The organism is Arthrobacter sp. SLBN-53 (genome assembly GCF_006715585.1).
In the GTDB taxonomy this organism is placed as follows: domain Bacteria; phylum Actinomycetota; class Actinomycetes; order Mycobacteriales; family Mycobacteriaceae; genus Mycobacterium; species Mycobacterium neoaurum_A.
On the sequence record NZ_VFNN01000001.1, the window covers coordinates 3,843,069 to 3,864,589 of the forward strand.

General features: G+C 67.2%; 26 protein-coding genes. 23 read left to right on the forward strand and 3 right to left on the reverse strand.

Annotated elements, in window-relative coordinates:
* Positions 1 to 7: 7 nt before the first annotated feature.
* The 23 genes from FBY28_RS18470 to FBY28_RS18580 all read left to right on the forward strand — a co-directional run bounded on the left by FBY28_RS18470 (position 8) and on the right by FBY28_RS18580 (position 18,717).
* Positions 8 to 391 (forward strand): Rieske (2Fe-2S) protein, encoded by a 384-nt coding sequence (locus tag FBY28_RS18470; RefSeq protein WP_174241676.1) that lies wholly within the window; start codon positions 8 to 10, stop codon positions 389 to 391.
* Positions 391 to 1,989, forward strand: coding sequence for a gamma-glutamyltransferase family protein (locus FBY28_RS18475; RefSeq protein WP_141868826.1), 1,599 nt, complete (start codon positions 391 to 393; stop codon positions 1,987 to 1,989). Before FBY28_RS18470 ends, FBY28_RS18475 begins: the two co-directional genes overlap by 1 nt.
* On the forward strand, positions 1,979 to 2,407 hold the full coding sequence (locus FBY28_RS18480) for a RidA family protein (RefSeq protein WP_216847806.1): 429 nt from the start codon (positions 1,979 to 1,981) through the stop codon (positions 2,405 to 2,407). The genes FBY28_RS18475 and FBY28_RS18480 overlap by 11 nt, the downstream gene beginning before the upstream one ends.
* A 292-nt stretch (positions 2,408 to 2,699) precedes the next feature.
* A complete protein-coding gene (locus tag FBY28_RS18485; RefSeq protein WP_216847807.1) occupies positions 2,700 to 4,178 on the forward strand; it encodes a hypothetical protein in 1,479 nt (492 codons plus the stop codon).
* Between the two features lie 20 nt (positions 4,179 to 4,198).
* Positions 4,199 to 5,575, forward strand: coding sequence for an amidase (locus tag FBY28_RS18490; protein WP_160145506.1), 1,377 nt, complete (start codon positions 4,199 to 4,201; stop codon positions 5,573 to 5,575).
* 237 nt (positions 5,576 to 5,812) lie between these two features.
* The gene (rplN, locus tag FBY28_RS18495; protein ID WP_018601827.1) at positions 5,813 to 6,181 is read left to right on the forward strand and encodes a 50S ribosomal protein L14; all 369 of its coding nucleotides are present in this window, start codon (positions 5,813 to 5,815) and stop codon (positions 6,179 to 6,181) included.
* A complete protein-coding gene (gene rplX, locus FBY28_RS18500) occupies positions 6,181 to 6,498 on the forward strand; it encodes a 50S ribosomal protein L24 (protein ID WP_019511000.1) in 318 nt (105 codons plus the stop codon). Before rplN ends, rplX begins: the two co-directional genes overlap by 1 nt.
* Positions 6,499 to 6,500: 2 nt before the next feature.
* Positions 6,501 to 7,073, forward strand: a complete 573-nt coding sequence (gene rplE, locus FBY28_RS18505; RefSeq protein ID WP_019510999.1) for a 50S ribosomal protein L5 — start codon at positions 6,501 to 6,503, stop codon at positions 7,071 to 7,073.
* Between the two features lie 3 nt (positions 7,074 to 7,076).
* On the forward strand, positions 7,077 to 7,262 hold the full coding sequence (locus FBY28_RS18510) for a type Z 30S ribosomal protein S14 (RefSeq protein WP_019510998.1): 186 nt from the start codon (positions 7,077 to 7,079) through the stop codon (positions 7,260 to 7,262).
* A 71-nt stretch (positions 7,263 to 7,333) separates the two neighbouring features.
* A complete protein-coding gene (rpsH, locus tag FBY28_RS18515) occupies positions 7,334 to 7,732 on the forward strand; it encodes a 30S ribosomal protein S8 (RefSeq protein WP_019510997.1) in 399 nt (132 codons plus the stop codon).
* Between the two features lie 12 nt (positions 7,733 to 7,744).
* Positions 7,745 to 8,284 (forward strand): 50S ribosomal protein L6, encoded by a 540-nt coding sequence (gene rplF / locus FBY28_RS18520; protein ID WP_019510996.1) that lies wholly within the window; start codon positions 7,745 to 7,747, stop codon positions 8,282 to 8,284.
* Between the two features lie 3 nt (positions 8,285 to 8,287).
* Positions 8,288 to 8,695 (forward strand): 50S ribosomal protein L18, encoded by a 408-nt coding sequence (rplR, locus tag FBY28_RS18525; protein ID WP_023985344.1) that lies wholly within the window; start codon positions 8,288 to 8,290, stop codon positions 8,693 to 8,695.
* A gap of 25 nt (positions 8,696 to 8,720) precedes the next feature.
* Complete coding sequence (gene rpsE / locus FBY28_RS18530; protein ID WP_023985345.1) at positions 8,721 to 9,386, forward strand: 30S ribosomal protein S5; 666 nt, start codon at positions 8,721 to 8,723, stop codon at positions 9,384 to 9,386.
* 2 nt (positions 9,387 to 9,388) lie between these two features.
* On the forward strand, positions 9,389 to 9,568 hold the full coding sequence (gene rpmD / locus FBY28_RS18535; RefSeq protein WP_141868829.1) for a 50S ribosomal protein L30: 180 nt from the start codon (positions 9,389 to 9,391) through the stop codon (positions 9,566 to 9,568).
* A 4-nt stretch (positions 9,569 to 9,572) separates the two neighbouring features.
* On the forward strand, positions 9,573 to 10,016 hold the full coding sequence (gene rplO, locus FBY28_RS18540) for a 50S ribosomal protein L15 (RefSeq protein WP_019510992.1): 444 nt from the start codon (positions 9,573 to 9,575) through the stop codon (positions 10,014 to 10,016).
* 182 nt (positions 10,017 to 10,198) lie between these two features.
* Positions 10,199 to 11,977 (forward strand): signal peptide peptidase SppA, encoded by a 1,779-nt coding sequence (gene sppA, locus FBY28_RS18545; RefSeq protein WP_141868830.1) that lies wholly within the window; start codon positions 10,199 to 10,201, stop codon positions 11,975 to 11,977.
* 81 nt (positions 11,978 to 12,058) lie between these two features.
* On the forward strand, positions 12,059 to 12,697 hold the full coding sequence (locus FBY28_RS18550; RefSeq protein ID WP_019510990.1) for a helix-turn-helix transcriptional regulator: 639 nt from the start codon (positions 12,059 to 12,061) through the stop codon (positions 12,695 to 12,697).
* A 108-nt stretch (positions 12,698 to 12,805) separates the two neighbouring features.
* A complete protein-coding gene (locus FBY28_RS18555; RefSeq protein WP_141868831.1) occupies positions 12,806 to 13,735 on the forward strand; it encodes an acyl-CoA dehydrogenase family protein in 930 nt (309 codons plus the stop codon).
* Complete coding sequence (locus FBY28_RS18560) at positions 13,728 to 15,086, forward strand: PIG-L family deacetylase (protein WP_141868832.1); 1,359 nt, start codon at positions 13,728 to 13,730, stop codon at positions 15,084 to 15,086. Before FBY28_RS18555 ends, FBY28_RS18560 begins: the two co-directional genes overlap by 8 nt.
* Positions 15,083 to 15,799: a glycosyltransferase family 2 protein gene (locus FBY28_RS18565; protein ID WP_141868833.1), complete on the forward strand. Its 717-nt coding sequence runs from the start codon at positions 15,083 to 15,085 to the stop codon at positions 15,797 to 15,799. Before FBY28_RS18560 ends, FBY28_RS18565 begins: the two co-directional genes overlap by 4 nt.
* Positions 15,799 to 16,917 (forward strand): glycosyltransferase, encoded by a 1,119-nt coding sequence (locus tag FBY28_RS18570; protein ID WP_141868834.1) that lies wholly within the window; start codon positions 15,799 to 15,801, stop codon positions 16,915 to 16,917. The genes FBY28_RS18565 and FBY28_RS18570 overlap by 1 nt, the downstream gene beginning before the upstream one ends.
* Complete coding sequence (locus FBY28_RS18575) at positions 16,910 to 17,272, forward strand: STAS domain-containing protein (protein ID WP_141868835.1); 363 nt, start codon at positions 16,910 to 16,912, stop codon at positions 17,270 to 17,272. Before FBY28_RS18570 ends, FBY28_RS18575 begins: the two co-directional genes overlap by 8 nt.
* 77 nt (positions 17,273 to 17,349) lie before the next feature.
* The gene (locus FBY28_RS18580; protein WP_141868836.1) at positions 17,350 to 18,717 is read left to right on the forward strand and encodes an MFS transporter; all 1,368 of its coding nucleotides are present in this window, start codon (positions 17,350 to 17,352) and stop codon (positions 18,715 to 18,717) included.
* Here FBY28_RS18580 and FBY28_RS18585 read toward each other — a convergent pair.
* The 3 genes from FBY28_RS18585 to FBY28_RS18595 all read right to left on the reverse strand — a co-directional run bounded on the left by FBY28_RS18585 (position 18,698) and on the right by FBY28_RS18595 (position 21,173).
* Entirely contained in the window at positions 18,698 to 19,609 is a 912-nt protein-coding gene (locus FBY28_RS18585; RefSeq protein WP_141868837.1) for an SAM-dependent methyltransferase, read from the reverse strand. The two genes, FBY28_RS18580 and FBY28_RS18585, sit on opposite strands and share 20 nt — an antisense overlap.
* A gap of 7 nt (positions 19,610 to 19,616) precedes the next feature.
* Complete coding sequence (locus tag FBY28_RS18590; protein ID WP_141868838.1) at positions 19,617 to 20,534, reverse strand: class I SAM-dependent methyltransferase; 918 nt, start codon at positions 20,532 to 20,534, stop codon at positions 19,617 to 19,619.
* 117 nt (positions 20,535 to 20,651) lie between these two features.
* The gene (locus tag FBY28_RS18595; RefSeq protein WP_141868839.1) at positions 20,652 to 21,173 is read right to left on the reverse strand and encodes an Rv2240c family protein; all 522 of its coding nucleotides are present in this window, start codon (positions 21,171 to 21,173) and stop codon (positions 20,652 to 20,654) included.
* Positions 21,174 to 21,521 lie beyond the last annotated feature (348 nt).

The window sequence follows — 21,521 nt, forward strand, 5'->3', positions numbered from 1 at the left end:
GAGTGTCATGACAGAACAGATGCAGGAAGCCACAACGGAATTCGTCCGGATTGCCCGATCGGGTCAGGTACCCGAAGGCATCGTCAGACGGTTCTACGCCGGAGAACACGAGTTCGCGGTGGCCAGGCTCAACGGCAAGGCCTATGCCACGTCCAACTACTGCACGCACCTGGACTGCCTGCTGTCTTCTGGCAAGCTTCGTGATGACGGTATCGGATGCTCCTGTCACGGAAGCGCATTCGACCTGGAGACCGGTGAACCGATCAGTCCGCCGGCAACCGAGCCGATCAAGACCTATCCCTGCCAGGAGCGCGACGGCGAGATCTTCGTCGGGGTGACGCCGGGTGATGCGCCCGCAGGCCCGACCCGCCGCGCGCGCCGGAGCGTCTGATGGCCGATGCGGCCCGCCCGCCTGCGCTGTCCGGAGCGGGCATGGTCAGCTCCAGCCATCCCGCGGTTAGCCTGGCCGGGGCACGGGTGCTGGCCGACGGGGGCAACGCCGTCGATGCGACGCTGGCGATGGCATCGATGTGCTGGCTGACCCTACCCGGACAATGCGGTATCGGTGGTGATGCGTTCGCCGTGGTTCGTGAACCCGACGGCCGGGTGTGGACGGTCAACGGGTCGGGATTCGGACCGGATGGGGGCACGCCGGATTTCTATGCTGAACAAGGCTTTTCGTCCATCCCGCTGGATGGCCCGCTGGCGGTCGCGGTGCCGGGTGCACCGGCGGCACTGGCGGTGTTACACCGCAACGGTGCCACGCGCGAGCTATCCGCGCTGTGGGCGCAAGCGGCGCGAATCGCCGAGAACGGCGTGCCGTGCTCGGCGCGCACCGCCGGTGATGTCGGTACCGCACTGACGGCCATCGGCGATGACGCGGGTCTGTCCGCGGTCTACACGAGCGGCGGAGGTGCGGCGCGTGTCGGGCATCGACTCGTTCAGCCGGACCTGGCCGCGACCATCCGCTTACTGGCCCACGACCCGGCTGGCTTCTATCGCGGTTCGTTCGGCGAACGCGCGGTCTCCGCGTTGCGGGCGGGCGGCGCGCCGTTCAGCGGTGACGAATGGGCCGCCGGTGCCGCACTGGATATCGAACCGGCGCTCACCGGCCGCTACGCCGGTGCCACGGTGCACCAGACGCCGCTTCCCACGCCCGGCTGGATGGTGCTGCACCAGGCGGCACTGTGTGACGGTGTGGTCGGGTTCCAGCGCTGGCTCAGCAGCGCGGCCATCGACCGGCTGGCCCGGGCCGCACGGCTGTCCTTTGCCGACCGGTTCGAGTTGTGCGGTAGCGACAACACCGGCGCCGCTTATGTGCTGGGGCAGGAACGGCTCGCGATGCAACGCCGCGACCTCGATGATCGCATCGAGGTTCGCGGTCCGATTTCGGTGGGTGCGGGCGATACCACCTCGACGGTGGCCGTGGACGCCGACGGCCGGGCCGTCAGTTTCATCCACTCCCTGGCCTTCACCTTCGGAGCGAAGTTCACGGTGCCGGGCACAGGTGTGGTCCTCAACAACCGTCTCGCCCGCGGTGGCTATCTCATACCGGGCCATCCCAACGAGGTCGCCCCACGCCGTAAACCCCTGCACACCCTCAACGCCTGGATCGTGACCGACGATCACGGTGGGCTGCTGCACGTCGGAAACACCCCGGGCGGGGATGGTCAGGTGCAGTGGAACATGCAGTTGCTCTCGCACATTCTCGATCACGGGCTCGATCCGGCCGAGGCGGTCGCGGCACCACGGTTCACCGTGTTCCCCGGCTCGGACGCCGACGTCCTCGGCGCAGCCGACGAACTGCGCATCGAGGATTCGGTGCCGGTCACTGTTCGGGAGGAACTCGCGCAATGGGGACACCGGGTCACCGTCCAACCCCGATGGGGCGCCGGCGGCAGCGCCCAACTGATCTCGCTGGATGACCGCGGCATCCTCAGCGGCGCGGCCGATCCCCGACAGGAAGGTGTGGCGCTCGGTGTCGACTGACCGCTGTGCGCCACCCCCACAGGGCGACTATGCGCCGGCGGTATTGCACGCCGGAATCGTGTACACCGCGGGAATGACGCCACGGCGCAATGGCGTGCTTGACGTGGTAGGTACGGTCGGTGCCGACGTCGACGTCGAAACCGCCTACCGGGCCGCCGGGTTGGCCGCGCGTAATGCGGCGGCCGCGGTGCGGTCGGTGCAGCCGGGCGGTACCGACGATATTCGCTGTCTGCAGATGACGGTGTACGTCGCGTGCACTGCCGACTTCACGAGGTTGACCGCGGTGGCCGATGGCGCCACGGCAGCACTCACCGAGGTTCTCGGTCCGGGAAACATTCCGGCCCGCAGTGCGATTGGAGTGGCATCGTTACCGTCGGGCGCTCCGGTTGAAGTGCAACTCGTCGCCGCGGTGGGCTAGCGGGTTGCTCATGATCGCACAACCGTGCGCGGTGCGCAGTGATATGAGTATTTTGCTGCATATCTGGACACTGTGCACGGCTGACCGGTTGTGCGGTGTGCCTTTTCGGGATTGCCGCAGGGGTCGGCGCTGGAGAGAATCAGGGTCTGCACGACGCCGGGGCGCGGCGGCGCAGCCGCACGACCCACCGCGGTGAAAACAGCACTGCTATGTGGCCCCGGCGGGTTCGACTGCTGTTGAAAGCTTTTCGGATCGCCACACCATGGCGCTCGGTTCCAGGAAGGTTCTCCAGGTGACTCTCGCCCACTACTGCTATCTGCTCGGACTCGTCGCACTCATCATCACCGTCATCGCGAAGAAGAATGTTGTGGCACCGGCACTGCTGGCCACCTTCTTCACCGCGACGGCCTTCGGGGGGAGTGTCACCACCGGACTGGCGGCGTTGTTCAACGCCGCCATCGTCGGCACCCGTGAGCTGTTACCGATCTTCCTGGTGATCGCTCTGGTCACCGCGATGCTGGGAGCGGTACGCCGCGCCGGTGCCGACGCGTTGATGATCGCACCCCTGCGCTCGCTGTTTCGCAACGGGCACACTGCCTACGTCGTGCTGGCGATCGTGACCTTTCTGCTGTCGCTGTCCTTCTGGCCGACCCCGGTCCTGCCGTTGATCGCGGCGATCCTGCTGCCCGCGGCGGTACGGGTGGGATTGCCGCCTTTCGGGGCGGCGTTGGCGATCGCGATCACCGGTCAGGGCATGGCGCTCAGCTCGGACCTCATCATGGGCGTGGCCCCCTCGTTGTCGGCCGACGGTGCCGATGTGTCAGCCGGATCGATCGCGATCCGCGCCACCATCATCGCGCTGATCGCCGGGGTGGTGGCCCTGACCGTCGCCTATTTCCGCGACGTCCGCACCAGGATGCTCACCCCCGCGGCCGCCGCGGCTGTGGTCCTTCCGGTCCAGGCGGCCGCCGAGGGCGGTGGATCCGACGATGCCGCAGGCGCCGCGACCGACCTGTCCACAGTCCGCGTCGCCACCGAAACATCGGATTCCCAGCGGGTTTCGGGGGCCGCGCGAGTCATCGCCGTGGCGATTCCGACACTGTTCGCAGCACTGCTGATGTTCATGCTGCTCGGCCGGTTCACCGACTGGTTGCCCAATATCGACGAAGGATTGGGCGCCCCGCTGGTCGGTGGCACGGCGGCGCTGGCATTGGTAGCGGTGTCCGTCATCTCGGTTCGGCGCGGGTGGCTGGCCGAGGTGGGCGACCACTTCACCGACGGCATCGCCTTCTCGTTCCGCACCATGGGAATGGTCATTCCGGTGGCCGGCTTCGTCTACATCGGGTTGTCGGACTACTCGGGGACCATCCTCGGCCTGCCCGAGGGCGTCGCGGCACCGGCATTTCTCCTCGACGCGGTGTCCAGAGTGCAACCGCTGATCCCGGCGATACCGGTCGTCGCGGCGTTTGCGATGTTGGTCATCGGTATGGTGATCGGCCTCGACGGCAGCGGTTGGCCTGGCCTACCGTTCACCGGATCGCTGGCCGCCTCACTGGGGGAGAGCTCGGGAGCCGATGTGGCGACCCTGGCCGCGATCGCGCAGAACGGGGCGAGTTGGACCGGTGGCGGAACGTTGGTGATCTGGTCCTCGCTGATCGTGGTGGCAGGCCTCACCGGAGTATCGGTGATCGATCTCGCCCGACGCCTGTTCGTACCGGTCGTGACCGGACTATTGGTGGCGACATCCGTTGCGGCAGTGGTGATGTTGTGACCGCGGCATTTTCCCGGACAGTGGGTTCCCCCGTTGTGGACACCGCGGAGAGGGTCCGATCCGGACGGCTCAGCGCCCGCGATGTGGTCGCCGAGGCGCTGTGCGCCATCGAGACCGCCGACCCCGAGCTCAATGCGTTCGTGCATGTGGATCGCGACGGCGCCATGACCAGGGCCACGGAGATCGACCGGATCGTGGCTGCCGGTCAGGATCCCGGTCCGCTCGCCGGCGTGCCGATGGGCGTGAAAGAGCTGCACGCGGTATCCGGCTGGCCCTACGCGATGGGGAGTCGGCTCTATCAAGGGCGGATCGCCGATCACACGAGCACGTTGGTGACCCGTGCGGTGGCCGCCGGCGCGGTCCCTGTCGGGGTGACCACCTCGCCGGAGTTCGGCCGGGCGTCGTTCACTGCCTCCCCGCTGCACGGGGTGACCCGCAACCCGTGGAATCCGCGGTTGACACCTGGCGGCTCCAGTGGCGGATCGGCGGCGGCCGTGGCAGCCGGGATGGTGCCTTTCGCCACCGGCACCGATGGAGCGGGGTCCTTACGTATTCCGGCTGCCTTTTGCGGGCTCGTCGGGTTCAAGGCGACCTACGGTGTGGTCCCGCGCGGGCCGCGACATCGCGGGGTCGCCGACAACGATCACTACGGGGTGCTGACCACCACGGTGCGCGATACCGCCCGGGTGCTCGACAGTGTGACCGGTCTCGATCCCGCCGACCGCGCGTCGGTTCCCGCTCCGCTGTTGGAAGCCGCATTGGACGAGGTCGACCTGCGTGGCCTGCGGGTGGCGTTCCTGCCCACGCTGGGCGGTGCGCCGTGCGATCCCGAGGTTGCGGCGGTGGCGGAGGTGGCCGCGCAGCGGTTTCTCGCGGCCACCGGTGCGGTGCGGGTGAGCGTCGAGGTCCCGATAGATCCAGACTGCGCCGCGGCATTTCGGGTGCTGTCGGCGCCGGATGTGTACGCCGCCGTCGTCGCGGCGGGCTCCGGTGCCCCCGGCGATGTCGAGGTCGACGCATCGGTGCGCCGCTATGTCGACGCCGCGCGGGAGCTGACCGTGTCGGCGCTGCTGCAGGCACACGAGACACGGGCCAGGCTGGTGGCGGCCACCGCCGCCGCGTTCGAGCAGATGGACCTGCTGCTGACACCGTCCACGCAGGTGCCCGCATTCGATGCCGAGGGACCGATGCCGACCGAGATCGACGGCCACGAGGTGGACCACTGGGGTGCGCTCGCGGTGACCTACCCTTTCAACCTGACCGGCCAACCGGCCATCTCGGTGCCCGCCGGATGGGCCGGCGGCGCGCCGTGCGGCCTGCAGATCGTGGGTGCCCGACACGCCGACGCCCTGGTGCTGGCCGCTGCCGGCGCCGCCGAGCGCAGCAACGTCCGCTGACCTGCGCTTCGGGTGAGGTTTCGGGTCACCGGCGCACGAAACCGCACCGAAGTCGGCGGGGCATCGGCGGCGATTTGGTGCAAAGCACGTGCTCACCTAGTATGTAGGGGTTGCCTCGGGCAGACCTCGGCTGGCTTGTGCAGTTTTGCTGTCAGCCCTGCGTGCCCTGAAGTGACAAAGACCGCGTACGTCCAGGTCGGTATCTGGCGTGCATACAAAACCAGGTCAGGAGATCGAGTGATTCAGCAGGAATCGCGGCTCAAGGTCGCCGACAACACGGGTGCCAAGGAAATCTTGTGCATCCGGGTGCTCGGTGGCTCGTCGCGGCGCTATGCGGGTATCGGCGACATCATCGTCGCGACCGTCAAGGACGCCATCCCCGGCGGCAACGTCAAGCGTGGCGACGTCGTCAAGGCAGTGGTGGTGCGCACCGTCAAGGAACGCCGCCGCGCCGACGGCAGCTACATCAAGTTCGACGAGAACGCCGCCGTCATCATCAAGAACGACAACGACCCGCGCGGTACCCGCATCTTCGGGCCCGTCGGTCGTGAGCTGCGCGAGAAGAAGTTCATGAAGATCGTTTCGCTGGCCCCGGAGGTTTTGTAATGAAGGTGCACAAGGGCGACACCGTGCTCGTCATCTCCGGTAAGGACAAGGGCGCCAAGGGCAAGGTCATCGAGGCCTACCCGACCCGCGAAAAGGTTCTGGTCGAAGGTGTGAACCGGATCAAGAAGCACACCGCGCAGTCCCAGAACGAGCGGGGCGCCTCCTCGGGCGGCATCGTCACCCAGGAAGCGCCGATCCACGTCTCCAACGTCATGGTCATCGACTCCGATGGCAACCCGACCCGCATCGGCTACCGCGTCGACGAGGAGTCCGGCAAGAAGGTCCGGGTCTCCAAGCGCAACGGCAAGGACATCTGAGAATGACCACAGTAGAAAACTCCGCCAAGGTTCAGCCCCGGCTGAAGCAGCGCTACCGCGAAGAGATCAAGGACGCGCTCAACAAAGAGTTCGATTACGCCAACGTGATGCAGATCCCGGGCGTGGTCAAGGTCGTCGTGAACATGGGTGTCGGTGACGCCGCCCGCGACGCCAAGCTGATCAACGGTGCGGTCAACGACCTCGCGCTGATCACCGGTCAGAAGCCGGAAATCCGCAAGGCGCGTAAGTCCATCGCCCAGTTCAAGCTGCGCGAGGGCATGCCCATCGGCGCCCGCGTCACGCTGCGCGGCGACCGGATGTGGGAGTTCCTGGACCGCCTGGTCTCGATCGCCCTCCCGCGTATCCGCGACTTCCGTGGCCTGAGCCCCAAGCAGTTCGACGGCAGCGGCAACTACACCTTCGGCCTTTCCGAGCAGTCGGTGTTCCACGAGATCGACGTGGACTCCATCGATCGCCCCCGTGGCATGGACATCACCGTCGTCACCTCGGCGACGAACGACGACGAAGGCCGTGCGCTGCTGCGCGCTCTGGGCTTCCCGTTCAAGGAGAACTGAGCAATGGCAAAGAAGGCTCTGGTCAACAAGGCCAACAAGAAGCCCAAGTTCGCAGTGCGCGCCTACACCCGGTGCAACCGGTGCGGTCGTCCCCACGCGGTGTTCCGCAAGTTCGGCCTGTGCCGTATCTGCTTGCGGGAGATGGCGCATGCGGGCGAACTGCCCGGTGTGCAGAAGTCCAGCTGGTAACCAGCATTCATTACTGATTAACACGGTAGGCCCTGACTGGGAACCGCCGCGAGGAAGGTGTACCGGCTGTCATGACGATGACCGATCCCATCGCAGACTTCTTGACGCGTCTGCGTAACGCCAATTCGGCGTATCACGACGAGGTGACTCTGCCCCACTCGAAGATCAAGGCCAACATCGCCGAGATCCTCAAGACCGAGGGCTACATCTCCGATTACCGCACCGAGGATGCTCGGGTCGGCAAGGCACTTGTGGTGCAGCTCAAGTACGGCCCCAGCCGTGAGCGCTCCATCGCAGGTCTGCGCCGGGTCAGCAAGCCCGGCCTGCGGGTCTATGCAAAATCCACCAATCTGCCCCGGGTACTCGGCGGCCTGGGCGTGGCGATCATCTCCACGTCCTCAGGTTTGCTCACCGACCGCCAGGCAGCTCGATCGGGCGTGGGCGGCGAAGTCCTCGCGTACGTCTGGTAGGGGGACGAAAACATGTCGCGTATTGGAAAGCAGCCGGTTCCGGTTCCTGCCGGAGTCGACGTCACCATCGACGGTCGGAACGTCTCGGTGAAGGGCCCCAAGGGCACCCTGACCCTGGACATCGCCGAGCCGATCGAGGTCTCGCGTAACGACGATGGCGCCATCGTGGTGGCCCGTCCGGACGACGAGCGGCGCAGCCGTTCGTTGCACGGGCTGTCCCGCACGCTGGTGGCCAATCTGGTCACCGGTGTGACCGAGGGCTACACCCGCAAGATGGAGATCTTCGGTGTCGGCTACCGCGTCGCGCTCAAGGGCTCGAACCTGGAGTTCGCGCTCGGCTACAGCCACCCGGTCCTCATCGAAGCGCCCGAGGGCATCACGTTCGCGGTCGAGACACCCACGAAGTTCTCGATCACGGGCATCGACAAGCAGAAGGTCGGCCAGATCGCCGCGGTGATCCGTCGTCTGCGTCGCCCCGACCCGTACAAGGGCAAGGGCGTGCGTTACGAGGGTGAGCAGATCCGCCGCAAGGTCGGAAAGACAGGTAAGTAACCCATGGCTACCACGAAGACTGAAGCTCCCACCCGGAAGCCGGTGGGGCAGAACATCTCCGAGACCCGTCGGAACGCCCGTATCCGCCGTCATGCGCGTCTGCGCAAGAAGGTCGAAGGCACCGCGGACACCCCGCGTCTCATGGTCAACCGGTCGGCACGTCACATCCACGTGCAGCTGATCGACGACCACGCCGGCGTCACCGTCGCGGCGGCCTCGTCCATCGAGCCCGATGTGCGTGCGGTCGACGGCGACAAGAAGGCACAGAGCGTGCGGGTCGGTCAGCTGATCGCCGAGCGCGCCAAGGCTGCCGGAGTCGAGACGGTCGTCTTCGACCGTGGCGGCTACACCTACGGTGGCCGGATCGCCGCGCTGGCCGATGCCGCGCGCGAAGGCGGGCTGAAATTCTGATGACTGACAACGAGAGGACTGCATGATGGCCGACCAGGCTGGCGCCGGTTCGGCGCAGGACAATCGCGGTGGCCGCGGCGATCGTGGCGGCCGAGGACGCGACGACCGCGGTGGCCGCGGTCGCGGCGACGACCGTGGCGAGAAGAGCAACTACATCGAGCGCGTCGTCACCATCAACCGCGTCTCCAAGGTGGTCAAGGGTGGTCGGCGCTTCAGCTTCACCGCTCTGGTCATCGTCGGTGACGGCAACGGCATGGTCGGCGTCGGCTACGGCAAGGCCAAGGAAGTTCCGGCCGCCATCGCCAAGGGCGTCGAAGAGGCTCGCAAGAACTTCTTCCGGGTTCCGCTGATCGGCGGCACCATCGTCCATCCGGTTCAGGGTGAGGCTGCAGCGGGTGTCGTCATGCTGCGTCCGGCCAGCCCCGGTACCGGTGTGATCGCCGGCGGTGCGGCGCGTGCGGTGCTGGAATGCGCCGGCGTGCACGACATCCTGGCCAAGTCGCTGGGCAGCGACAACGCGATCAACGTGGTGCACGCCACCGTTGCCGCGCTGAAGATGATCCAGCGTCCCGAAGAGGTGGCGGCCCGTCGCGGTCTGTCCATCGAGGACGTCGCCCCGGCCGGCATGCTCAAGGCCCGCCGCGAGGCCGAGGCCGTGGCTTCCGCCGCGGCCCGTGAAGGAAGCGCATAGTCATGGCAGAGCTCAAGATCACCCAGGTGCGCGGCACCATCGGTGCACGCTGGAATCAGCGCGAAAGCCTGCGGACCCTCGGCCTGCGGAAGATCCGCCAGTCCGTCGTCCGTGAGGACAACGCACAGACGCGCGGTCTGATCAAGACCGTGCATCACCTCGTCACGGTTGAGGAGGTCTAGGACGATGAGTGTTATCAAGCTTCACGACCTGAAGCCGGCCCCGGGCAGCAAGACCGCCAAGACTCGCGTCGGCCGCGGTGAAGGCTCCAAGGGCAAGACCGCCGGCCGCGGCACCAAGGGCACCAAGGCCCGTAAGAACGTCCCCGCGACGTTCGAGGGTGGCCAGATGCCGATCCACATGCGGCTGCCGAAGCTCAAGGGCTTCAAGAACCGCTTCCGGGTGGCCTACGAGGTCGTCAACGTCGGCGATATCGCCAAGGCGTTCCCGCAGGGGGGCACCATCGGTGTCGACGAGCTGGTCGCCAAGGGCCTGGTTCGCAAGAACACCCTGGTGAAGGTGCTCGGCGACGGCAAGCTGACCGTCAAGGTCGACGTCACCGCCAACAAGTTCAGCGGCAGCGCCCGCGAGGCCATCACCGCCGCAGGCGGTTCGGCCACCGAACTGTAAGACCACGCTCCACGTCAGAAGGCCCCTGCTTCGGCAGGGGCCTTTTGCGTTGTCGGCCGATATGGCGTGGGTTCAGTCAGGCTGCGGTGGGGCACTGGTCGGCTGAAGTCAGGTAGCCGGCGCCGTCGACGTTTCACAATCGGCGAACGGGCCGGCCCCGCGCCCGCCGGTAGGCTCGAAAGATGTTCGGACTGCTGACCAATCTGCCCGGCCTCCTGCCTGACGCGGAGGATGTCCGCGACCTCATCCGCAAGGTCGACACGGCCCGCCACAACGGCGTTCCGCGCGGCTGTGTGCTCGAACTGGATCTCCAGCTCGCCCCGCCGGAGACCGTCGGATTCGACCCGTTGATGCTCATCAACCTGGGCGGCAAACCCCTGACACTGCGCCAGGCCGTCGCGGCCATCCGCCGCGCCGCCGAGGACGACAGGGTGGCCGGGCTCATCGGCCGGATCCAACTGTCCGCCGCCCCGCCAGGACCGATCCAGGAGCTGCGCGATGCGATCCTGGCCTTCGCGGCGGCCAAACCCACCCTGGCCTGGGCCGAGACCTACCCCGGCACGCTGTCGTACTACCTGGCCTCGGCCTTCGGCGAGGTGTGGATGCAGCCGTCGGGCACAGTCGGTCTGATCGGCTTCGCCACCAACGCACTGTTCCTGCGCGACGCACTCGGCAAGGCGGGCGTCGAGGCGCAATTCGTCGCGCGCGGCGAATACAAGTCGGCAGCAAACCTTTTCACCCAGGACAGCTACACCGACGCGCACCGCGAGGCCGATGAAGCGCTGATCGGCAGTCTGCACACGCAGGTCACCACGGCGGTTGCCGACGCCCGTGGCCTGCAGGTCGCTGCGGTCGACGCGCTCGCCGACAGGGCGCCGCTGCTGCGGGCCGACGCCGTCACCGGCGGTCTGATCGACCGGATCGGCTTCCGGGACGAGGCCTACGCACGGATCAGCGAGTTGGCGGGGGCGGCAGCGACGGCGGACGGGCCGGACACCGCGCCGCGGCTGTACCTGTCCCGCTATGCGCGCGCCACCTCCGCCAAGCCGGGACCGTCGATGCCCGGGCGCAAGAAGCCCACCATCGCGGTGGTCACCTTGCACGGCCCGATCGTCAGCGGGCGCGGTGGACCGCAGGTGCTGCCGCTCGGCAACTCCAGTGCCGGCGGGGACACCATCGCCGCCGCCATCCGGGAAGCGGCTACCGATGACGAGGTGTCCGCGATCGTGTTGCGTGTCGACAGCCCCGGTGGCTCGGTGACCGGCTCGGAGACCATATGGCGCGAGGTCGTGCGGGCGCGGGAGGCGGGCAAACCGGTGGTGGCCTCGATGGGTTCGGTGGCGGCATCCGGTGGCTACTACGTCTCGATGGCGGCCGATGAGATCGTCGCGAACGCGGGCACCATCACCGGGTCGATCGGCGTGGTGACCGGCAAGCTCATCACGCGCGGGCTCAAGGACAAGCTGGGCGTCGGATCGGACTCGGTGCGCACCAACACCAATGCCGACGCATGGTCGGCCGACGCGGCGTTCACGCCAGCACAGTATGCGCAGGTGGAAGCCGAAGCAGACCTGTTCTACACGGACTTCGTCGAGCGGGTTGCCCAGGGCCGCAAGATGAGTGTCGATGCGGTCGACGCCGTGGCGCGAGGCCGGGTGTGGACCGGCGCCGACGCCAGAGAGCGGGGTCTGGTGGACACCCTCGGCGGATTGCACACCGCGATCGACCGGGCCAAGGCGCGTGCCGGGTTGGATGCCGACGAGCAGGTGCGGGTGCTCACCTATCCGGGCTCGTCTGTGCTGGATATGTTGCGGCCCAAGCCTTCTTCCCAGCCCGTCGCCGCGACGCTGCCCCAGGCGGTGGGGGCGGTGCTGGGCCGGTCGGTGGTGGGCGCCTTCGACCAGGCCGACCGGGGCCTGACCGGAGCGCATGCCCTGTGGTTGGGTGGCTACCGGTTCTGACCGGGGCCTACCGGCTGAAGACCTGAAGGGGATGGGTCTATCGTTATCGCGGCGGAACCGGTCGGGCGAAAGGCGGACTCCATGAGCAGTTCGCCGGTGACATTGGCGATCGTCAACGATTACGAGTTGATCGTCGCGGGTCTTGCCGCGTTGTTGCAGCCCTATGCCGACCGCGTGCGCATCGTCGAACTCGACTCCCGCACCGAGGTGCAGATCCCTGTCGACGTGATCATCTGGGACACTTTCGCCGCAGCGCAGGGCGACCGCACCGACGTCACCGATCTGGTGGGCAACAACCACATCGGCCGGGTGGTCGTCTATTCCTGGAACATCGACCAGCTGCTGATCGACCGCTCGCTGGCCGGCGGTGTGCACGGCTACCTGGCCAAATCCCTACCGGTGGAACGACTCGTCAGCTGCCTGGAACGCATCCACGCCGGGGAGACAATCGTCGAGCGCGGTGACGGCAGCATGTCCATGCCGATGGCGTGGCCGGGGCGGGACGTGGGTCTGTCCGCCAGGGAAGCCGAGGTGCTCGCGCTGATCACGCAGGGTCGCACCAACAACGAGATCGCCGAGCGGTGTTATCTGTCGATCAACACCGTGAAATCCATCGTCCGATCCACCTACCGCAAACTGGGCGTGACCCGACGGTCGCAGGCCGTCGCGTGGGGGATGACACATGATTTCCAGCCCGATGTGGTCCGGATCCACCCCTAGGGGTGTAGTCGGCAGGGCGGTCCGCCCGGTTCAATCGACTCAGTGCATCACCTTGTCGACGAAAAACTGAGAACGCGCCTGTCGGTCCCCACTGATGGGCCGCTCGACGTGTCCGCGGCGCTGGGGATCGCCACGGAGCTGTCCGGCCACCGCCCCGGTGACGGACGCACACTGGACTATCTGCGGGTGCTGGTGACCCTCGGCATGATCGATGCGTCATTGGCCCGCATCGTGGAACCGCATCTGGACGCCCGTGCGATCCTGCACCAGGCGGGTGTGCCCGCCGAGGAAGGTTCGACCTGGGGCGTATACGCCGCGGGCGGCCGTGGTTTCGGGCTCACCGCCCACCGTGGCGCGCGGGGGTGGGTGCTCAGCGGAACGAAAGCGTGGTGTTCGCTGGCCGGCCGGCTCTCGCACGCCGTGGTCACCGCGGAGGTCCCGGGCGCCGGCCAGCAGGCATTCGCTGTGCGCCTGGATCCACGGTACGTCGAAGTGCTTCCGACGCAATGGGTTTCTCGTGGTCTGGCGGCCATACCGAGTGGGCCGATCGCCGTCGACGACCTTCCTGCGACACCGCTCGGCGGTCCGGGATGGTATCTCGACCGGCCGGGGTTCGGTTGGGGTGGAATCGGTGTCGCGGCAGTATGGTTCGGCATCGCGCTCGGCGTGCGGGAGCGGGTGCACCGTCAGGTCGAGGAACACCACGCCTCGCCGATCGCGCTCTCCCAGCTGGGCAGCATCGACGAAGAGATGTTCGCCGCACAAGCCTGTCTACTGCACGCCGCGGCGGCCATCGACGATGCGACCGGCTCGGACCCGCTGCTGGCCCAGCGGGTCCGGGCGGTCGTGGCACGAACGTGTGAGAACACCGTGCGCGATGCCGGATACGTGCTCGGACCGGGCCCGCTGGTCGGTGAGGAGCCCTACGCCCGGCGCATCGCCGACCTGACCGTCTACCTGCGCCAGCACCACGGTCCACGCGATCTGGCCTATCTCGGTGAACTCGTGGTGGCCGAGGGTCAGGCCCGCCGTGGTTGAGGCCCGCCCGTTCACCCATCGGGAGGCAGGTACCGACGAGCCGACCTGGTTGCTGGCCGCCGGCTGGGACGATGTCGCGCGACTGGATCTCGGCGCGCTCATCCGCGGTTGTACCCGGGTTGTCGTGCTGGCACCGCATCCCGACGACGAGACGCTGGCGCTGGGGGCGACCGTGGCCGACCTGGGTGCCGAGAGCATCGAGGTCATCGTGGTTTTCGCGACCCACGGCGGTCGGGGTCCGGGGTCCACGCCCCGACGCATCGAGGCCGAGCACGCCATGGCCACGCTGGGCGCACACGTGCAGGCCGTGTGGTGGGATCTGCCCGACGGTGGTCTACCCGCCGCAGAACAGGAGCTGGTCCGTAGGCTGGCCGAGCTGGTCGATGCGCGCACGGTGCTGTTCGCCCCAGCCGAATGCGACGGGCACTCCGATCACGATGCTGCCGCCCGCGCGGCCGAGATGGTAGCCCGGGCCCGCTCGGCCACCCTGCTGAACTACCCGGTCTGGTTGTGGCATTGGGCCACACCGGAGGATCTCCAGTGGAATCGGGTGCGCACGCTGTCGCCCACACTCGCCGGCCTGCGGGCCAAGGAGTCGGCCATCGGCTGCTACACAAGCCAATTGGACGCATCCGAGGATGCGCCGATCGTCGGAGCCTCCGTGCTGCGCCGTGCCCATCGGGCATTCGAGACGGTGCTGCTGCCTGCAGACCCCGATCTCGCGCGTCGGGTGGCCGGTCACGTCATCGATCCCCGCGCCAGAGATGATGTGGCCGAGCCATTCGATGCCATGCTCACCGGGACCGAGGATCCCTGGCATCTGGATGATTTCGTCTATGAGAGACGCCGACTGGGCTTGGTGCTGGCCTGCCTTGGCAGAGAGCGCTACCAACGTGTGTTGGAGATCGGATGCGCGACGGGACAGCTGTCGGAGGAACTGATCGGGCGCGCCGACACCGTGGTGGCACTCGACGCCAGCGCGCGCGCCCTCCAGGTGGCCCGCCAGAAGACCGATGCCGTGCGCTGGATCTGCGGTGCAGTCCCGGCGGACCTTCCGAACGAACGCTTCGATGCGATCATCCTTTCCGAGGTCGGATACTTCCTCGACGGGCCCGAACTGGTTGCCACCCTGCGGGCCGCCCGGCGGCGGCTCACCGTCCGTGGTGAGATCGTGTTGGCACACTGGCGTGGACCCACCCGTGGTATCCCGCTCGACGGTCGGGCAGTGCACAAGCAGGCAGCCGCACTGATGGATCTTCCACTGCGCGCACGCTACGAGGACGTCGATCTGATCGTCGAAGTCTGGGGTGAACCGGTGTCGGTGTACCGGGAGTACCGCGGCGCATCATGACCGTCATCCGCCATGTCGAGGTGGTGATACCCGCCCGAAACGAGCAGCAACACATCACCGATTGCCTGCGCAGCATCGTGCGCGCCGGTGCGACCCTCGGTGCCGAGATTCCGGGTACCACGTGGTCGATCACGGTCGTGCTCGACTGTTGCACCGATGACACCGGACCGCTGGCCGCGCGATTCGGTGTTCAACTGTTGAGCATCGCCACCTGTGTGGTCGGTACGGCGCGGAGGGTGGGTACCGCGGCGGCGATCGACCGCGCCGTCGGGCGCGGGTGTGAGCTCGGCGCGATCTGGATCGCCTGCACCGATGCCGACACAGTGGTGCCCGAACACTGGCTGACGCGTCAGCTCACCATGGCCGCCGATGGCATCGACGCGGTCATCGGGACGGCCGTTCCGGCCGGCCTTGGGCCGGACATGTACCGCCGCTGGGTGCGTCGCCACGACCTGACCGAAGGACACCCGCATGTGCACGGCGCCAATCTCGGATTTCGCGCCGACACCTACCTGCGCGCAGGCGGATTCCCCGAATGCACGACCGGGGAGGACGTGAAACTGGTGCAGCGTATTCGTGCGATCACCCCGCGCTGGGTGGCGACCCATCACACCAGCGTGCGCACCTCGGGCCGCATCGACTCACGCGTCGAGGGTGGCTTCGCCTCATTCCTGGCTGAACTGGATGCCGAACTGGGGGAGGAGGTGATCTGATGCGCATCGCCGTCATCGGCCCGTCGCGCAACCCCGTCGTCGCACCCTATGCCGGTGGCCAGGAGCGCTTCACCGCGATCCTGGCCACCGGCCTGCGGGCTCGTGGTCACCGGGTCGAGCTGTGGGCCCGAGCAGGCACCGACCGACTGCTGGCCGACCGGCTTCATGTCATGCCCGACCGGCCGGACCTGTCGGCCGTGGCGTCGCAGGATCCGAACCTGCCGGAGCCCGGCTTTCTCGACGACCAGGTCGCCTATCTGGCCGTGATGCGAGATCTTCTGAGCAGGAACGATATCGACATCGTGCTGAATCAGAGTCTGCACCAGTTGCCGTTGGCCCTGGCACCCGCACTGCCGGTGCCGGTGGTCACCACCTTGCACACCCCGCCCTTTCCGTGGATGGAGATCGGCGCCTGGCTGGCCGGCCCGGACGCGCACATGGTGGCCGTCAGCGCGGCGCTGCGTGTCCAGGGGGAGACCCTGACACGGGTCGAGGTGATCCCCAATGGCGCTGATTCGCAGGCTTTTCCGGCCGGGCCCGGCGGCGACAGCCTGGCCTGGGCTGGCCGCCTCACCCCGGAGAAGGGTGCCGATATCGCCATCTCCGCGGCGCGGGCAGTAGACCTACCGTTGCGGCTGGCCGGGCCTGTCGCCGATCCCCGATGGTTTGCCGAGGTCATCCGGCCGATGCTCGGTGGCCAGATCGAATACCTTGGGCAACTCGACGATTCGGAACTGGCGCAGATGTACGGGGCCAGCCTGGCGACGCTGGTGACGCCATGTTGGGAGGAGCCGTTCTGCCTGGTGGCCGCCGAATCCCAGATGTGCGGGACGCCGGTGGCCGGGGTGCGTCGAGGTGGTCTGGCCGAGGTCGTCAGTGGTGCCGGTGGCGTGCTGGTCGACCCCGGTGTGGGGTTGGTCGATCGGCTTGCGGCAGCGATCACGTCGATGGGCGCACTCGACCGTCGCGTGGTGGCCGAGTCGGCGCGGGAACGTCTGGACTGCGCGCGCACCGTGGACAGCTACGAGCAGTTGCTCTGTGCAGCAATTGGATCCAACACAGTGGAGGTGTCAGCTATGCGTTACACACATGCATCGGTCGGAGGTCCGGATGGTTAGCGGATCCCACTGCGATATCGGGAAGCGGCAGGTCGGCACCGCCACGGTGGTGGCGGTGGTCGGGACCGTGGACTCGGTGACCGCTCCGCAGCTGGCGGCGGCCATCAGCGACGCCGCGGCCGCATCTCCGCACGCGGTGGTCGTCGACCTGGGCGGCGTGGATTTCCTCTCCTCGGCGGGGATGGGCGTGCTGATGGCCGCCCACGCCGATATCACCCCGGCAGCCCGCTTCGCCGTGGTCGCCGACGGACCGGCCACCAGCCGGCCACTCAGGCTCGTCGGTATCGCCGATGTCGTGGGCCTCTTCGCCACCCTGGATGAGGCACTCGGCGCGGTCAGCGTGGGCGATGTTTAGCGCCCCGAGGTGTCGGGCACAGGCCTAGGGACGCGGGGTGCCGGGCCCGTGCGTCCGACGAAGGGGTGATTTCACCAGTGGACACGTCCACCGACGCCACCGACCCGCAGCCCGCGGAGGTCCGACGCGCAGTGGCCGCCTCAGCCATCGGAAATGCCACCGAATGGTTCGATTACGGGATCTACGCCTTCGGCGTCACCTACATTTCCGTCGCGATCTTTCCCGGGGACACCCAGCAGGCCACCCTGTTGGCGCTGATGACCTTCGCGGTGTCCTTCCTGGTTCGCCCCCTCGGGGGTTTCGTCTGGGGTCCGCTGGGTGATCGGGTCGGGCGCAAACATGTTCTGGCGCTGACGATTCTGCTGATGGCCGGCGCCACCCTCGGTGTCGGCCTCGTACCGTCCTACGCTGCGATCGGGATGTGGGCCCCGGTGCTGTTGGTGTTCCTGCGGATGGTGCAGGGCTTCTCGACCGGGGGCGAGTACGGCGGGGCGGCGACCTTCATGGCCGAGTACGCGCCGTCACGGCGACGTGGGTACTTCGGCAGCTATCTCGAGTTCGGGACACTTGCCGGGTTCTCGCTGGGGGCGTCGCTGATGCTCGGTTGCTCGTTGGTGCTCAGCGAGGATCAGATGAGCTCATGGGGGTGGCGGCTGCCTTTCCTGGTCGCGGCACCGCTCGGCCTGATCGGGGTGTATCTGCGCTCGCGCCTTGACGAGACACCGGTGTTCAAACAGGCGGCCGAGTCGGACGATACGGTCGCAGACACCACGACTCAGTTCCGGGAACTGATCTCCGACTACTGGCGACCCATTGTGCGCCTCGGCGCGCTGGTGGTGGCGCTCAATGTCGTCAACTACACGCTGTTGACCTATATGCCAACGTATCTGGAAGGCACGATCGGTCTGTCGAAGGATGTGTCGCTGGTGGTTCCCATCATCGGGATGGTGTCGATGATGATCTTCCTACCGCTTGCCGGCATGCTCTCGGACCGATGGGGCCGCAAGCCACTGTGGTGGTTCTCGCTCGCCGGGTTGTTCGTGGCCGGGGTGCCGATGTTCATGTTGATGGGCACCGGTCCGGTCGGCGCGATCATCGGATTCGCAGTGCTCGGTCTGCTGTATGTGCCACAGCTGGCCACGATTTCGGCCACCTTCCCGGCGATGTTCCCGACCCAGGTGCGGTTTGCCGGCTTCGCCATCGCCTACAACGTGTCGACGTCGATCTTCGGCGGTACGGCGCCGGCCGTCAACGAGTGGCTCATCGGTGCGACCGGTACCAACCTCGTCCCGGCGTTCTACATGATGGCGGCGTGTGCGATCGGTGCGGTCGCCTTGGCTGGCATGCCCGAAACCGCGCGGTGCCCCATCGACGGCACCCAGACCCCCGGTACCGCTGCGGCGCCGGCGCCGCTGGACTACGAGGTCAGCTCAAACGCCCGCTGATGTAGACGATCTCACCCAGGACGTCGCCGGCACCGAGATCGGGCTTGGCGAGGCCGTAGCGGGTGAACAGGTCAGCTCTGGGCGATTGAGTCATCTGCCAGCCGCGCGCCCCCAGATAGTCTGCGGCAGAGGTACGTTCGCCCCTATAGACCAGGGACGGCATGTCCATCTCGAGGCCCAGCTTGCTGAATGTCGCGGCCGCGGCGCGCGCCTTCTCCGGGTCGAAATCTTTCATGCCGGGGACGAATTCGGTGGCCACGGTGCTTCCGGATGCGCTGAGCGCATGGATGTTGTCGAACAGCCGGTCCTGCGCCTCGGGGGGTAGATAGATCAACAGCCCCTCGGCGCACCATGCGGTGGGCTGGTCGGGATCGAGTCCGGCGGCCCGCATCGCGGTGGGCCAGTCGTCGCGCAGGTCCACCGGCACCGTGCGGCGCTCGGCGGTCGGTGCGGCACCGAGATCGGCCAGGGTGCGGGTCTTGAACTCGATCACCTCCGGTTGGTCTACCTCGTAGACGATGGTGCCATCGGCCCACGGGAGCCGGTAGGCGCGCGCATCCAGGCCCGCGGCGAGGATGACCGCCTGGCGGATACCGAGTTCGCCGGCCGCCACAAAGTAGTCGTCGAAAAACTTTGTCCGCACGGCCATCTCGTCGATGTTCGACCGGACCTGACTCGCGGACTCGGGAGCGATCTCGGCCAGGTCGATCGAGCCGTCGACCATCATGGTGAAGGCCGGGATCCCGACCGCACGCACCAGTGGTGCCGCGAACGGATCATCGATGAGGGGATTCTCGGCCGCACTCGCGATTGCCCGCCCGGCCGCCACCATGGTGGCGGTGGCACCCACGCTGGAGGCCAGGTCCCAGCTGTCGCCCTCGGTACGCACCATCGCCGACCTACTGCTTGATCGCGGTGATGTAGGACGGGTGCCCGAACTGCGCCTGCTCGTCGAGAACGGGCAGACCGTAGCGCTCCAGAAGGGCATTGGTGGTCATGGCGGAGGTCTGCCAGCCGAGCTCGACCAGATGGGCGTCGGCATCGGTGCGGTCACCGAGATAGACCAGTTCGCTGAAGTCCAGGTCGAAGCCGTGATCGGACCACTGGTCGCGGACGGCCCGCATGCGCTCGCGCGCCTGCTCCTGCTGTTCCTCGGAGATTCCCGGTACGGCCTCGGCGGCGAGTCGACTGCCCGGTGCGCTGTGTTCGGTGATGACTTCCAGGAGCCGGTCCTGCGCCTCGGGCGGCAGGTAACCGAACAGGCCCTCGGCGATCCATGCCGTCGGAGCCGACGGATCGAAGCCCGCCGAGCGCAACGCGGCGACCCAGTCGTCGCGCAGGTCGACGGCCACCGTGCGGCGGTCTGCGGTGGGCGTGGCCCCCAGGTCGGCCAGGGTGCGGGTCTTGAATTCGATGACCTCGGGTTGGTCGACCTCGAAGACCACGGTGCCTGCCGGCCAGTCCAGCCGATACGCGCGCGCATCCAGACCGGCGGCCAGGATCACCGCCTGCCGCGCGCCGGCACCGACCGCGTCGGCGTAGAAGTCGTCGAAGAACCGGGTGCGCGCCGCCATGCCGTTGGCGAAGCGGGCGATGTTCATCTGTGGGTCGTCGCCAAGCTCGGACTCGGTGATCTCACCGTCGACGAGTTTGGTGAAGAAGTCGACGCCGACGGCGCGTACCAGGGGAGCGGCGTACGGGTCGTCGATCACGGGTGCGGGTCCCGACGAGGCCATGGCGCGGGCGGCGGCCACCATCGTCGCGGTGGCGCCCACGCTGGAGGCCAGGTCCCAGGTGTCACCGTCGGTGCGTGCCATGGATCCTCCTCGAATGGCTTTGTCAAGCCAATTGATTAGATGACGTAAATATCTCCACCGACTGTACGCCGATCCACATACCGTGCCCAGCGCGCTGATCTCCCGCGGGCGGCGAGGTCACGGTTGCGCGACCGTTCTTGCGCAGGCCAGCTGAGCGTTCTGCGCGTCGGTGTTCATCTGCGAGGCGGCAGTGTTGAGCGCGTCGCCGCCGCGGTGCAAACCCATGTCCAGGAGGAGTTTCGTGGCATGCAGCGACCAGGCCTGCATCGGGTCGCCGATTTCTGGTGGGAGCCCGGGTGTGCGACCGGCCGTCAAGGCGGTGGCGGCGGCCTCGCGCAGTGCAGTGCGCCCGGTCGTATTCGAGTCGACGACATCGGGCTTGCTGTAGTCGACATGGTCGCCGGTGCCTGCGGTGGCGTAGGCGAAGTCCTCGTAATTGGTGGTGGCGTAGTTCAGCGCCGAGGTGAATTGTCGGCAGGCCTTGGATGTGGGATCGGCCGTAGGGTCCGCCGATGTCGGGCTTGCCTGGTCGGCATCGGGTGCCGGCGCATCAATCGGTGCCGAGGGGGCCGTGGGGGCGGGTTCGGCGGCCGCGACACTCACCATCGCCGGGACGGGTGTCGCCGGCGTGAGTGTCATGGAAAGGGCGATAAAAGCCCACGCGGCAGGTCTGCTCAGCACGGAAATTCTCCCGACATTGATGTGAGGCGCCGATGTGATGCGCCGATGTGATGCGCTGATGTGAATGCACCGACGTTAATGCGCCGAATGCAGTGACAATATAAGCAGTGCGCGCCGATCGGGCAAACGCTTGGATATTCATTCCCATTTCTGTGCGGCGCGATTTTTATCCTGTCGGAGTATCGCGTGTCAAGCAGCTGTGAGCGGGGTCATCTCGTGAACTCGTGTTCCGTATCGAAGCTGTGAAAATGCCTTTTGTACACAGATTTTCGACAGAAAACGAACAGCTGATGGCCATTTCTGCGG

Bases quoted from the DNA above. Each gene is read 5' to 3' on its own strand.
- FBY28_RS18470 (WP_174241676.1), top strand. From the start codon at position 8: ATGACAGAACAGATGCAGGAAGCCACAACGGAATTCGTCCGGATTGCC.
- FBY28_RS18475 (WP_141868826.1), top strand. From the start codon at position 391: ATGGCCGATGCGGCCCGCCCGCCTGCGCTGTCCGGAGCGGGCATGGTC.
- rplX (WP_019511000.1), top strand. From the start codon at position 6,181: ATGAAGGTGCACAAGGGCGACACCGTGCTCGTCATCTCCGGTAAGGAC.
- rplE (WP_019510999.1), top strand. From the start codon at position 6,501: ATGACCACAGTAGAAAACTCCGCCAAGGTTCAGCCCCGGCTGAAGCAG.
- FBY28_RS18510 (WP_019510998.1), top strand. From the start codon at position 7,077: ATGGCAAAGAAGGCTCTGGTCAACAAGGCCAACAAGAAGCCCAAGTTC.
- rpsH (WP_019510997.1), top strand. From the start codon at position 7,334: ATGACGATGACCGATCCCATCGCAGACTTCTTGACGCGTCTGCGTAAC.
- rplF (WP_019510996.1), top strand. From the start codon at position 7,745: ATGTCGCGTATTGGAAAGCAGCCGGTTCCGGTTCCTGCCGGAGTCGAC.
- rplR (WP_023985344.1), top strand. From the start codon at position 8,288: ATGGCTACCACGAAGACTGAAGCTCCCACCCGGAAGCCGGTGGGGCAG.
- rpsE (WP_023985345.1), top strand. From the start codon at position 8,721: ATGGCCGACCAGGCTGGCGCCGGTTCGGCGCAGGACAATCGCGGTGGC.
- rpmD (WP_141868829.1), top strand. From the start codon at position 9,389: ATGGCAGAGCTCAAGATCACCCAGGTGCGCGGCACCATCGGTGCACGC.
- rplO (WP_019510992.1), top strand. From the start codon at position 9,573: ATGAGTGTTATCAAGCTTCACGACCTGAAGCCGGCCCCGGGCAGCAAG.
- sppA (WP_141868830.1), top strand. From the start codon at position 10,199: ATGTTCGGACTGCTGACCAATCTGCCCGGCCTCCTGCCTGACGCGGAG.
- FBY28_RS18550 (WP_019510990.1), top strand. From the start codon at position 12,059: ATGAGCAGTTCGCCGGTGACATTGGCGATCGTCAACGATTACGAGTTG.
- FBY28_RS18565 (WP_141868833.1), top strand. From the start codon at position 15,083: ATGACCGTCATCCGCCATGTCGAGGTGGTGATACCCGCCCGAAACGAG.
- FBY28_RS18570 (WP_141868834.1), top strand. From the start codon at position 15,799: ATGCGCATCGCCGTCATCGGCCCGTCGCGCAACCCCGTCGTCGCACCC.
- FBY28_RS18575 (WP_141868835.1), top strand. From the start codon at position 16,910: ATGGTTAGCGGATCCCACTGCGATATCGGGAAGCGGCAGGTCGGCACC.
- FBY28_RS18585 (WP_141868837.1), bottom strand. From the start codon at position 19,609: ATGGTGCGTACCGAGGGCGACAGCTGGGACCTGGCCTCCAGCGTGGGT.
- FBY28_RS18590 (WP_141868838.1), bottom strand. From the start codon at position 20,534: ATGGCACGCACCGACGGTGACACCTGGGACCTGGCCTCCAGCGTGGGC.
- FBY28_RS18595 (WP_141868839.1), bottom strand. From the start codon at position 21,173: ATGACACTCACGCCGGCGACACCCGTCCCGGCGATGGTGAGTGTCGCG.